The organism is Mesorhizobium sp. M7A.F.Ca.ET.027.03.2.1, assembly GCF_003999175.1.
Lineage (GTDB): Bacteria > Pseudomonadota > Alphaproteobacteria > Rhizobiales > Rhizobiaceae > Mesorhizobium.
Genome location: NZ_RZOM01000051.1, coordinates 1 through 12218 on the forward strand (window position 1 = coordinate 1; position 12218 = coordinate 12218).

The window sequence follows — 12218 nt, forward strand, 5'->3', positions numbered from 1 at the left end:
CTGTTACGGGACGAGCCGTTCTCAGCGCTCGACCCGTTGATCCGCCGCCAACTCCAACAGCAGTTCCTAGACCTCGCGAAGGTCGTCCAGAAAACAACGGTGTTTATCACACACGACCTCGACGAAGCCATTCGCCTGGGCGATCGTATTGCGATCATGAAGGATGGTAAGTTCGTTCAAGTGGGAACGCCGGAAGACATCGTAACCGCGCCCAAGGACCGCTATGTCGCTGATTTCGTCTCAGGCATTTCGCTGCTCAATCTCGTCACTGCCAGGAAGATCATGCAGCCGCGGGACAGCATAGCGACGCTTTCTGAAAAGAAATTCCAAGCGCTCCCCCGCGTGCAAACCACTGACAAGCTCTCCGCTGTGATCAGCACCGCTGCGGATGGCGGCGATCTGATCGCAGTCTATGACGGCAGCGAGCCGGCGGGCGTCGTCACCCGGCGCGCCCTGTTTTCAGGAATTCAAGGCGTGATATCGAGCCCCAAGGCCGTGAGTGGTTTGAAATCGGGAAAAATTTGCCAGTACGGGGGCAGCTCTGCCCCCTCAATCCGCCCAACAAGCTCTGGAAGATCAATCGATATGGACACAGCTGCGCTCTCTGCTCACAGCGACGAAGGCAAGAAATGAGCGAACCGACCTTGTCCCGTGCTTAGTAGAAGTGCTCGCGCAGTGCCCCGGCGCCCTGCATGCTGAACAGTCTGAAACTACTTTCGTGAAGGACCCCGCCGTCGCCCTTTCGCGGCGATGACTTACGTTCCGCCCGGGCGATCCACGCGCGGTGGACGCAACGGGCTTTAAATCCGCACGCCCATTTTACCACCGCCGATCTGACACATTTAAATTGGTCCTATTGAAGACTTGCCACCCACCCACGGCTGTGGTCGATCGTAGGGACCGGTACTGAGGACGTCTGCCTACAAGGCCTTGAGCCGCTCCACCGCGGTTAGGGCTGATATCTCTCGGGCCTTGGCCAGCATCACTACTTTCAAGGTCTCCCAACAAGAGACGGCATTGGGGATACGGACACCTAGACGCTTGACGTATAATTGCTCGCGTTACGTATCGAAGCTGCATCCCTTGCGAAGACGCGTTGCGCAGCTATCCACTCATTCCTATAGGTGTTTGTAACTCAGGCCCGCACTTTTTCAGCCTTCGGATCGTACATCGGCTTCAACGATGCTTCCGCCGCGAAGCGTTCGCCGGCGATTTCGATCTCGTAGGATGAAGCCAGCACATCGGCCTCGCTCTCGCCCCGGCATGGCACATAACCCAGCCCTACCGCGCCGCCGAGGTGATGGCCGTAATTGCCTGATGTGATCGGACCGACGTTCTTGCCGTCGCGCAGGATCGCCTCGTTATGGAAGAGCAGGGGCTCTGGATCCTTAAGCCGGAACTGGACGAGCCGGCGTGACAGGCCGGCTTCCTTTTTGCGCAGCACGGCATCGCGGCCGATGAAGTCGCCCTTGGCGGTCTTCACCGCGAAGCCGAGGCCGGCCTCCAGCACATTGTCCTCGTCGGTGATGTCGTGGCCGAAATGCCGGAAAGCCTTTTCGATGCGGCAGGAATCCAGCGTGTGCAGGCCGCAGAGTTTCAGGCCGACATCGGCACCGGCCTCGTCGATCGCTTCGAAAACGTGTGCTGCCTGGTCGGTCGAGACATAGAGTTCCCAGCCGAGCTCGCCGACATAGGTGACGCGGTGGGCGCGGGCCAGGCCCATGCCGATCTCGATCTCCTGGAATGTGCCGAACGGATTTTTCTCATTGGAGAAATCGTTCGGGCTGACCTTCTGGATCAGCTTTCGCGCATCCGGACCCATGAGACAGAGCACGCTTTCGGCCGCCGTTACGTCGGTGACGACAACGAACTGCCCGCCGACATGGCGGCGCAGCCAGGCGAGGTCACGCTGCAGCGTGGCGCCTGGGACGACGAGGAAGAACGCCGTCTCCGACAGGCGCGAGACCGTCAGGTCGCTCTCGATGCCGCCGCGTTGGTTGAGCATCTGGGTGTAGACGATCTTGCCCGGCGCGACGTCCATGTCGTTGGCGCAGAGCTTCTGGAGGAAGGCACAGGCGTCGCGGCCTTCGACACGGATCTTGCCGAACGAGGTCATGTCGAACAGGCCGACCTTGTTTCGGACCGCGAGGTGTTCCTCGCGCTGGTTGTCGAACCAGTTCTGCCGCTTCCAGGAATAGCGGTATTCGCGCTCCTGGCCCTCGCGTGCGAACCAGTTGGCGCGCTCCCAACCGGCGACTTCGCCGAACACGGCGCCGCGCGCCTTCAGATGCTCATGCAGGGGCGAGCGGCGGACATTCCTCGAGGTCGCCATCTGCCGATAGGGGAAATGGTCGGCATAGAGCAGGCCGAGCGTCTCGGAGACGCGCTCCTTGAGGTAGCGTCGGTTCTTCTGGAATGGCTGGGCGCGGCGGATGTCGACCTCCCACAGGTCGAAGGGGGCTTCGCCATCGTTGATCCACTGCGCCAGCGCCATGCCGGCGCCTCCGGATGAGACGATGCCGATCGAATTGTAGCCGGTCGCCATCCAGTAGCCGGCCAGTTCCGGCGCCTCGCCGAGATAGTAGCGGTCGTCGGGCGTAAAACTCTCAGGACCATTGAAGAAGGTGTGGATGCCGGCGGTCGCCAGCATCGGCATGCGGTTGACGCCCATTTCGAGGATCGGCTCGAAATGCTCCATGTCCTCAGGCAGTTGGTCGAAGCAGAAATCCTCGCTTATGCCGTCCATGCCCCACGGCTTGGCCACCGGCTCGAAGGCGCCCAGCATCATCTTGCCGGCGTCTTCCTTGTAGTAGGCGCACTCATCGGGCACGCGCAGCACCGGCAGACGGGTGAGGCCGGGGATCGGTTCGGTGACGAGGTAAAAATGCTCGCAGGCGTGTAGCGGGATGGTGACGCCGTTCTGCGCTCCCAGTTCGCGGGCCCACATGCCGGCGCAATTGACGACGATGTCGGCCTCGATCGTGCCTTGCTCTTCGCCTTGCGCCCAGGACACGCCGGTGACGCGGCCGGCCCTGGTATGGACCTTGGTGACCTTTACGTTCTCGACGATGGTGGCGCCGCGCTGGCGCGCGCCCTTGGCCAGCGCCATGGCGATGTTTGCGGGGTCGCACTGGCCGTCGAGCGGCAGATGCACGGCGCCGACGACGTCCGAGACATTCAGATGCGGATACATCTGCTTGACTTCATTGGGAGAAATCTCGCGGACATCGACATCGAAGGCACGCGCCAGCGATGCTTGCCTGTAGATCTCGTGCTTGCGCTCCTCGGTCAGCGCCACGGTGATCGAACCGACCTGGCGCATGCCGGTGCCGACCTCGGTCTCGGCTTCCAGCTTGACGTAGAGGTCGGCGGAATATTTCGCCAGCCGCGTCATGTTCTGCGAGCCGCGCAGCTGGCCGATCAGGCCGGCGGCGTGCCATGTCGTGCCCGACGTCAGCTGTTTGCGTTCGAGAAGCACGATATCGGTCCAGCCAAGCTTGGCCAGGTGATAGGCGACCGAACAGCCGGATACGCCGCCGCCGATGATGACCGCTCTTGCTTTGGCGGGAATGGCTTTGGCGGTCATGCGGCCTCGCGGCGGTAGCTGGAAGCGAAACGGCGCAGCCGGAGCGCTGCTTCTTGCAGCATAGGTTCGGGCTGGCAGAGGCTGATGCGGATATGGCCTTCTGGCACGGGGGTGAAGTGGCGCCCTGCGTCACATTCACCTGTCGCCTGCAACGACGATAGTGCGCCTTGATGGGCATTTTCTAAGCCGACCACCCGCTGCCTATTCATGGAGCGACATCCACAAGTTGATGCCCCCTCCGCAGAACGATGCGCAGGGTTTGTCACATCGAAATTGGGCCGCTCTACCACCGAGTTCCCACCTACCTCCGATGCAGAGTTGCCTGGGCATGCTTGTCCTCCGTTAGCGCGACGTTCATTGTTGGTCAGATTAGGCGTCTCTGACCCAACCCATGCGATAAACTCGACCCGTTTGACTGCCCTCTGCGCTCTTGACGTAGCCGAGCGCCACCTCGCTCGCCGGCACCGCCGCGGTGCCAGGAAAGAAGTCGCCGTAGAGCTGAACCGACTCCTGTACGAGAGTCGGACTGACCAGATTGATCCGCAGCCCCCGCCCAAGCTCGATTGCCGCGCTGCGTACAAAACCGTCTAACGCGCCATTGACCAGGGCGGACGAGCTTCCCTGCCGGATGGGATCTTCGTTGGTTAGACCCGAGGTCAAGGTAAATGATCCGTGGTCGCGGATACGCTTGAGACCCTTCGCTACGAGATTGACCTGCCCCATCAACTTACTGCGCAGCCCGATTTCGAACTGTTCATTCGTGAATTGGTTCAGCGGGGCGTAGTGCACGGCCCCTGCTGTGCAGATCAACGCGTCAAATGCACCGATCTTGTCGAATAATTGGTCGATAGAGTTCGGCTCGGCGATGTCGACGTTGAATAAGCCGCTAGTTCGCCCGACTCCTATAATGTTGTGCCGCTTGCCAAGTTCGGCCGCTACGGCCGACCCGACAATCCCAGTCGAACCAACCAGGACAATTCGCATAGGGACTCCCCTGGATATCCTGACGGCTAGGAGGCGACCTCAAACAGCGGGGCAAGTGCGGCGCGAAGCGCCATGTCCTGGTCCGCCGAGAGTTTTGCCAATGGCTTGCGGACATTCCCGGTTCCGAGGCCGCGCAGTTGCGCGGCTCTCAGAACAGAAGGCGTATATGGTGCCCGCCAGATAAAAAGCAACGAGGGCAGCATCCGCTGCCAAAGTGCCAGAGCCCTCTCCAAATCCTTCGCTGCCACAAGGTTGTACAATTCGACAGCCTCAAGAGGCATGTAGTTTGCTGCGCCCCAGATAACACCGCGCGCGCCTGCCATCAGCGCATAGAGGGTTGTTGTATCGCAACCATTTAGCACCTTGCCTCCCGTCTGCAGATACTCCTGATGCACGGTGAAGTCGCCGGCACTATCTTTGATGTAATTGAAATGCTTGAGACCGCTCAGTCGATCAAAAAGGCGTGGCGAAACCGCGATCCCGGTAGCCTGCGGGATGTTGTAGCCCACAATATCCACGCCAACCGCCGCGTCGATTTCCCTGTAGAAATTGAAAATTCCATCCTCGTCTGACGGACCTTCGAGATACGGCGGCAAAATCATCAGCGCGTCCGCGCCGACCGATTCAGCTTGCTGTGACCGCCGTATGACTTCGTCCATATTCAGGGCCGAGGTCTGGCAGACAACGTTGCAGCGTCCTGCGATGCGCTTCGCCCCGAGCTCGTAGAGCCGATTGCATTCGGACTCGGTCAGGTAAGGGTGCTGGCCTGTACCTGCCCCAAGAACCAAGCCGTGAACTCCCGCCGATACGTATTTTTCGATCAACTCTTCGAAGAGGCCGTAATCGATCGCACCGGTAGGTTCGAACGGTGTCTGCATTGCAAGATTGATGCCCTTCAGGTCCGCCATTGCCGTTCCTCTTATTGCTAGACTTCCGCGCCTGCCTGCCTGAAACGAAGAGCGGTCACGAACCGGACGCCCATTGATGTGACAAGTCTCGGATAAGTCCTGCTCGGAGCGGCCCGCGTCTTCAGGATATCGATCACAGCCGAAGATTGCCCCGTGGCCAGTTCGGCGACAGCCTTGCCAAAGGCAGCCCCTCGAGCGACGCCGGTTCCATTACAGAAGGCGGCACCATAGACGTCGTGCGCCAACTCGCCGAAGACCATGCCGCCATTTTGCGCGAGCGTAAGCAGACCACCCCAGCTGGCCTCAAAGCCGATTGACGAAAGCCCGGGCCATCGGCGGTCAAATGCTACCTGCTGCTGGGTCCGCGCCCTAAGGACATCTTGTTTGGTTGTTTTGAAATTAGTCGCATACGAGTAAACGTTTCTAAGGAAAAGACGGTTGTCTATAGTACGTCGCACCGTCGTCCCAAAGCTATCGGCCGGAATAAGCCCATATGTTCGCTTGTTGCCCACGTTGGAAAGCTCGCTCTCAGTGAGCTGTCTGGTCATGCTCGCGAACGTGTAGAGTGGTATGGCTCGGTTTTCGAAGAAGCCAAATCTCGTCAGATAACCCGATGCGCAGATGATGACCTTCGAAGCCCTGATTGTTCCAGCAGGCGTCTCGCAGATGTGCTTCGGCGCACCGAACTGGACCGCCACAATGGCGGTGTTTTCATGGATGGTAACGTTCTCGGGGAGGCTGTTTACGGCGTTCTTGAGATACTTCGCAGGCTGGACCAGAATCGTGCCAGGGTGATGCAAAGCTTTGACGTAGTGCTTACTGCCGGTGATCGACTGAATTTCAGGGGCTTCAACCCAGCTGTACTTCTGTCCAAGCTTATCGAGCGCCTCCGAAAAGCGGTGTAGATCGGCAACGCCGTGAGACGTGGCCGCGCTGTGGTATTTCCCCTGCGGGTCCCAATCACAGTCTACCCCATGCTCCTCGACGGCGGTTCGAATGTAGGCGATGCCCTCAAGGTTGACGTACAGCTCTTCCTTGTTTCCCCTAATGTCTTCAACGAAGTCGCGTTTTCGGGGATTGTGCGCGAGATCGATGACGAAGCCCATGCACCGCCCCGATGCATTGTCCCCGATACGTCCGGCGTCGACGAGGATTACCGAAGACTGGGGGTTGAGTTCGGCAAATCGGCGGGCCGCGTGAAGCCCCATCCAGCCGCCGCCAATGACCAGGCAATCGCATGTGACATCGCCTTGCTGCGGCACTAAGGGTAGCTCCGGTCCCGACGTGCGGTACCACCCTGAGACTGTTGGCTCCGGATGCGGTGCTTGGACGACAATACGCTCTCTTGTCTTTGTTTGATTCAAAGAGTTCACTGCCAACTCGCTCGGTGAAGGCGGCCGGTGGGTAGTGCACCGCTCGCTCTGGCTTGTTCCTGTTTCGAATAAACGATGTGTCGTTCGTCTCGTAGACGGAAAATATGCGGTCTGATATAGACCTGCTTCATGTCCAAGCTTCGCAATCTTGTCCCATCGACGCATTCGCTTTTCGTCTTCGAAGCGGCGGCCCGAACGCTGAGTTTCAAGAACGCGGCCAGCGAACTCAACGTGACGCAGCCAAGTATCTCGCATTCGATCAAAATGTTCGAAAAGCATTGCGGGACGGCATTCTTTGTCCGAGACAATCGGGGAGTGCAGCTGACCGAGCCCGGCAGGCAGCTCTACGATGAGGTGCGCAACAGCTTCCGCCGTCTGGAACAGCGGCTTGAGACCATCACTGATCGCGGAACGAAGTACATAACTTTCGCAGCTTCGACATCTCTGGCGGCACATTGGCTCGCGCCTCAACTCTATCATTTCCAGGAAGAGCATCCGGACGTCAGGATCAAGGTGGTCGCCACCGACCGCGATGTCGAGCCAGATCATGAGATCGACGTGACGGTTTGGGTGCGGCCCCGGAATTTTGAAAGGGCCAACAGCTGGTTCGTTTGCGACGAGATCATCTTTCCCGTCTGCTCACCGGCATATCTTCTGTCGCACCCCGCTCCCCAAGCCGTCGAAGATCTGATCCACCATCAACTGATTCATTCGTCCGATGCTTTTCGCAAGCGCCTGGATTGGCCCGAATGGGTCGAGTTGGCAGGCGGCGATGCCAGCGACATCAAGCCCAATATCGTGTTCAATGACTACCAGCTAACGCTTCAAGCGGCTCTGGCTGGTGAAGGAATAGCATTGGGGTGGTCCCTTACCGCCCAGCAGTTGCTCGACAACCGCCTCCTGGTCAAGCCATTGCCAACCCAAATCCAGACCGACAGGGCCTTCTTTCTGTTGGCCAGCGAGGATGCCAGCAAGAACAAGAGATGCAAGATTTTGGTTGACTGGTTTCTCGTCCAGTCTGAAGAACTCCGCCCGTGACCTGAATTGCCCCTCACCCTATCCGCCTCTGGATATAAACTGGATTTAAGACAAGCGAAAGCTTTTGCGCATTCTCAGGACAATTGCCGGCGCCTATCATCAGCGCGAGATTAAGCTAGGGTCCGCCCCTATTGGACGGCCGGGCCACTGATGTTTGACGCGGGATGCGGGTCATTCCGCTGAGGGTGACGCGATGATGGACACTGATATTCCCGCAATCCGGCGCCGCACAGGCCAGTCTTCCGGTTCCCAGATTCACCTGCGGGAATAGTGGCTGGCAGCCTGAAAATCAACTCCCAAGGCTTCGAACCGGAAGCCTGATCGGTGCCCCATCGAGATGGGGCGCCGACCTCCTTTGAATTGAGCATCAGGTGAACCAACATGGCTGACGAAGAGATCATCCTTTCCGAGCTGTCCGACGAGGAACTCGTGCAGCAGATGCACGACGACCTTTATGACGGGCTGAAGGAAGAAATTGAGGAAGGCACGGCCATCCTGCTGGAGCGCGGATGGGCGCCCTACAAGGTGCTCACCGAGGCGCTGGTCGAAGGCATGCGCATCGTCGGCGAGGATTTTCGCGACGGTATCCTGTTTGTTCCGGAAGTGCTGCTGTCGGCCAATGCGATGAAGGCCGGCATGTTCATCCTGCGCCCGCTGCTTATCGCCACCGGCGCGCCAAAGCAGGGCAAGATGGTGATCGGCACCGTCAAGGGCGACATCCACGACATTGGCAAGAACCTCGTCGGCATGATGATGGAAGGCGCCGGCTTCGACGTCATCGACCTCGGCATCAACAATGCGGTCGAGAAGTATATGGCGGCGATTGAAGAGCATAAACCTGATATTGTCGGCATGTCGGCGCTGCTGACCACCACCATGCCCTACATGAAGGTCGTCATCGACACGATGAAGGAAAAGGGCATTCGCGACGACTATGTCGTGCTGGTCGGCGGTGCGCCGCTGAACGAGGAATTCGGCAAGGCCGTCGGCGCCGATGCCTATTGCCGCGACGCGGCGGTGGCTGTCGAGACCGCCAAGGACTTCATGAAGCGCAAGCATAACACCCGTAGTTGAATGGCTGCGGTGCCAACCCTGAAGGCGCCGGTGTCGTTTGCGGCCGCTCGATGTTGATCACCATCAACCAGGATGTATGACCTTATGAATGCGCCATTTTCAACAGGAGATCATTCGCGGATCGTGGGATGGAACCCCAGCCGGCAGGTGATCGACACGCAGGACGTATACCGACTGGTTATCCTGGCACTTCCCGGATTTTCGCTACTCAGCCTTTCGTCATTTGTAGATCCCCTTCGCATCGCGAATTCTGTGTCCGGTCGATCATTCTTCGAGTGGACGATTGCAAGCCTGGATGGCCAGCCGGTTGAATGCGCCAGCGGGTTCGTCCTGTCGGTCGGCAGCGACTTCGCTAGCACCGGCGAATGCGTTCCGGCTGGCAAAGGTACGAACATGGTCATTGTCTGTGCAGGCGAACGGGTCGAAAGGCAGACGTCTGCTGCTCTCAGCAAGATTCTTCGGCTTTGCAAGCGGCATGGTGTTCCAATCACAGCGTTGGGTACGGCGACATGGCTGTTGGCGGACAGCGGGTTGCTGGACGGCACCGCGTGCACAATCCATTGGGACAAGAGAGCCGCTTTCTCTGAAAAATTTGGCCGGCTTCAGGTCACTGACCGGCTATTCGTTCGTGATAGTCACCTCCTCACTTGCGCAGGAGAATTTGCGTCGTTCGACCTCGTTATGGAGCTGATCAGCGAACGCCTCGGCAGAGACATTGCGTTGACCGTCTGCCGACATACGACTGCCGGGTATTGGCGCCCTGCCTCTGATAGACAATGGACCATGAATGGCGGCGAAGCCGGCATCTGCAAGCCGGTCGCCGAAGTGATTCGCATTATGGAGGAGCATATTGAGGACCCGCTGCCCTTACGCGACATCGCAAGATGTGTCGGCCGCTCACAGCGTCAGATTGAACGGCTCTTCCAGCGATCGGTTTCGTTGTCTCCCATGCGCTTTTACCTGCATTTGAGACTTAGCCGCGCGAAGCGTCTCATTGCACAAACAGAGTTGCCGATTATTGAGATCGCGGTCGCCTGTGGTTTCGTGTCGGCCTCACATTTTTCGAAGTGCTTCCGCGAAGCCTTCGGCGCCATCCCCAGTACCTGTCGCGGCTGACCCATACTCGGTGACGCCCCCTTACGAGCCCCGCAAAACCCACGTGCCATCAATTGGCAAGCACCTCGGCAGCCTGGCTTTCGCGCTCAACGCGATCGGGCCGATGCTCCGATGGGAGCCGAGGCGTCGAAGAGCACCGTGCCTGACGTCGACCGAAGAAGCCATCGTCGTCTGCCGCTGGATGACGTCCTGGGCTGTCCGAGAGGACACCATCCAAAGCCCAGCTTAGCGCCTCATCACTGACTCCAGCGCCAGGGCAATCCTGACCTGCCCCAAAACGGCGATAGTCCCAGCGGACGCCTCCTTCGGCCGCAAATCTTCGACCGCATCTGCATTGCCAATGGCAATCGAGCACCGGGCTGATCAACCCGTACCAGCTCATTCCGGACCCACCACATAGCAGGCCACTGGAATTGATAGAGCTGACAACGTAGGAGGCGCGCGGGATTTTCATGAGTTCGCGGGCAGTGCTGTACGCTGGGTCGCAAGTTCACAACCCGACACTTTGTCGGCTTTGTTGTTTGCGGACAGGCTTCGTTGGAGCAATGTTGTGTTGTTGTGCCTCAGCCTGATAGCAGAATTCATCAAAATTGCTTTTCTTCGGGCTTTTGGCCAATTGGCACGAGCTTTGATTCTCACATTTGAGAGTTGGCATCAGGAGCCGAATAGCCGCTTCCGATTATGCCTATCAGAGGAGTTGCCATGAATACCGTCGATCAGCAGACGACACTGGAACAAGTCGCACGACAGCGCATCAGGGACGCCCTCGTACTCGAGGGCGACGCCGATCGCCTAACCCAATTCTATCGGGGATGGGCTGGGGCCTACGATGTGGATGTTGGCTCCGAGGGGTACTACGGCCCGATGATCGTGGCGGAACTAGCGGGCACCGTGCAGGCAGCCTATTTGAGCAGCGAGCGAACTGCCATCACAATCCTGGATGCTGGCTGCGGAACAGGCCTTGTCGGCGTGCAACTGGAACGCCTCGGCTTCGGGCTGATCGATGGGTTCGATCTTTCCAAAGAGATGGCCGAAAAGGCGCGGCAAACCCGAGTCTACCGTCATGTCCAAGACTGTGTCGACCTTAACGGAGTACTCTCTGAGTACGCCGACGCGGGCTATGATATCACGGTTTGCTGCGGTGTCTTTACACTTGGGCACGTTAGACCAGACGGGCTGCGCGAGCTGGCTCGCGTCACGCGCCCGAAAGGATTCATCATCACAAGCATCCGCAAGAGCTACGCCGAGGCCGCATTCTTCGAGGACGAAGCGCGGCGTCTGCAGGATGAGGGCGTTCTTTTACTGGCGCAGTGTCTAAGCAACGGCAGATACGTGGCCGAGGAGCGTGCGGACTATTGGGTCTTTCAAGTGCCCGAGAAGGTCAGCGCGGCAGAGCGACAGGGGTTGTGATCATGCTCTGCCTCGGGAGCGAAACCCTGTTGTGGATGACCTAAAGACGAGTAGGGGTATTTCCAGCACGGTGGCGCGTTTCAGTACTACTTCGCGTCACGATAAATCCAAATGGCCGGCAGCTATGCGTCGGCTTCAATCGGCAAAACAAAGGTGTACTAATGTCCAAAGGTTTAGTAGCCAGACTAGACGATAAGCTGCGCGCAAAACGCGAAAGCTTTGACAAAATACCGGTGGTCGACATCGGACCGCTCCTCAACGGTACGAACAAACAGGTGGTGGCCAGGGAGATACGGTGGGCGCTTTCCAATACTGGATTCATGTATGTGAAGAACCACGGAGTCCCGCAGGATTTCATACAATCGGTGTTTGATGTGAGCCGCAGGTTTTTTAATTTGCCATTGTCGCAGAAGTCGTCACTGCATATTGGCAATTCCGATTCGGCCTTTCGCGGTTACATTGAGCTGTTCGGCGAGAACACCGATCCGGGCAAGACCAAAGACCTCAAGGAGTGCTTCGACTTCGGACCTGAACGTTCGACCTTAGAAGGTCCCTTTTTTGGTCCTAACCAGTGGCCCTCAGGTTGGCCCGAGTTTCGGGAGCTGACATACAGATACCATCAAGAGATGGTGGGCCTATCGAAAAAACTTTTGCAGGGAATTGCGCTCAGTCTGGACCTGGCGGAAAGCTATTTCGAGGACCTCATGCGGAACCCGATCAGCATTCAGC

9 protein-coding genes and 1 pseudogene are annotated in these 12218 nt (G+C 58.4%); 6 read left to right on the forward strand and 4 right to left on the reverse strand.

Going from position 1 to position 12218, the window contains the following annotated elements; genetic code table 11:
- Nucleotides 1-633: pseudogene (locus EN750_RS39295) on the forward strand (hypothetical protein); the annotation flags it as partial.
- 502 nt (nt 634-1135) lie between these two features.
- Here EN750_RS39295 and EN750_RS04190 read toward each other — a convergent pair.
- From EN750_RS04190 to EN750_RS04210, 4 genes are all read right to left on the reverse strand, one after another.
- Entirely contained in the window at nt 1136-3586 is a 2451-nt protein-coding gene (locus EN750_RS04190) for an FAD-dependent oxidoreductase (RefSeq protein ID WP_127395709.1), read from the reverse strand.
- A gap of 369 nt (nt 3587-3955) precedes the next feature.
- Nucleotides 3956-4570, reverse strand: coding sequence for a short chain dehydrogenase (locus EN750_RS04200; protein WP_126080619.1), 615 nt, complete (start codon nt 4568-4570; stop codon nt 3956-3958).
- Nucleotides 4571-4596: 26 nt separating this feature from the next.
- A complete protein-coding gene (locus tag EN750_RS04205) occupies nt 4597-5478 on the reverse strand; it encodes a dihydrodipicolinate synthase family protein (RefSeq protein WP_126080618.1) in 882 nt (293 codons plus the stop codon).
- A 17-nt stretch (nt 5479-5495) separates the two neighbouring features.
- The gene (locus EN750_RS04210; protein ID WP_245459658.1) at nt 5496-6740 is read right to left on the reverse strand and encodes an FAD-binding oxidoreductase; all 1245 of its coding nucleotides are present in this window, start codon (nt 6738-6740) and stop codon (nt 5496-5498) included.
- Between the two features lie 240 nt (nt 6741-6980).
- Between EN750_RS04210 and EN750_RS04215 the strand changes: the two genes are divergently transcribed.
- The 5 genes from EN750_RS04215 to EN750_RS04235 all read left to right on the forward strand — a co-directional run.
- A complete protein-coding gene (locus tag EN750_RS04215; RefSeq protein WP_127395710.1) occupies nt 6981-7889 on the forward strand; it encodes a LysR substrate-binding domain-containing protein in 909 nt (302 codons plus the stop codon).
- A 381-nt stretch (nt 7890-8270) separates the two neighbouring features.
- Nucleotides 8271-8963, forward strand: coding sequence for a B12-binding domain-containing protein (locus tag EN750_RS04220; RefSeq protein ID WP_126080615.1), 693 nt, complete (start codon nt 8271-8273; stop codon nt 8961-8963).
- An 84-nt stretch (nt 8964-9047) separates the two neighbouring features.
- Complete coding sequence (locus EN750_RS04225) at nt 9048-10079, forward strand: GlxA family transcriptional regulator (RefSeq protein WP_189526046.1); 1032 nt, start codon at nt 9048-9050, stop codon at nt 10077-10079.
- 702 nt (nt 10080-10781) lie between these two features.
- Nucleotides 10782-11489 (forward strand): class I SAM-dependent methyltransferase, encoded by a 708-nt coding sequence (locus EN750_RS04230; RefSeq protein WP_126080613.1) that lies wholly within the window; start codon nt 10782-10784, stop codon nt 11487-11489.
- Nucleotides 11490-11650: 161 nt separating this feature from the next.
- Nucleotides 11651-12218, forward strand: a 568-nt coding sequence (locus tag EN750_RS04235) for a 2-oxoglutarate and iron-dependent oxygenase domain-containing protein (protein WP_189526048.1), incomplete at its 3' end; no start/stop codon positions are given.

Coding starts and splice junctions, on each gene's coding strand:
- EN750_RS04190 (WP_127395709.1), bottom strand. CDS start 3,586: ATGACCGCCAAAGCCATTCCCGCCAAAGCAAGAGCGGTCATCATCGGC.
- EN750_RS04200 (WP_126080619.1), bottom strand. CDS start 4,570: ATGCGAATTGTCCTGGTTGGTTCGACTGGGATTGTCGGGTCGGCCGTA.
- EN750_RS04205 (WP_126080618.1), bottom strand. CDS start 5,478: ATGGCGGACCTGAAGGGCATCAATCTTGCAATGCAGACACCGTTCGAA.
- EN750_RS04215 (WP_127395710.1), top strand. CDS start 6,981: ATGTCCAAGCTTCGCAATCTTGTCCCATCGACGCATTCGCTTTTCGTC.
- EN750_RS04220 (WP_126080615.1), top strand. CDS start 8,271: ATGGCTGACGAAGAGATCATCCTTTCCGAGCTGTCCGACGAGGAACTC.
- EN750_RS04225 (WP_189526046.1), top strand. CDS start 9,048: ATGAATGCGCCATTTTCAACAGGAGATCATTCGCGGATCGTGGGATGG.
- EN750_RS04230 (WP_126080613.1), top strand. CDS start 10,782: ATGAATACCGTCGATCAGCAGACGACACTGGAACAAGTCGCACGACAG.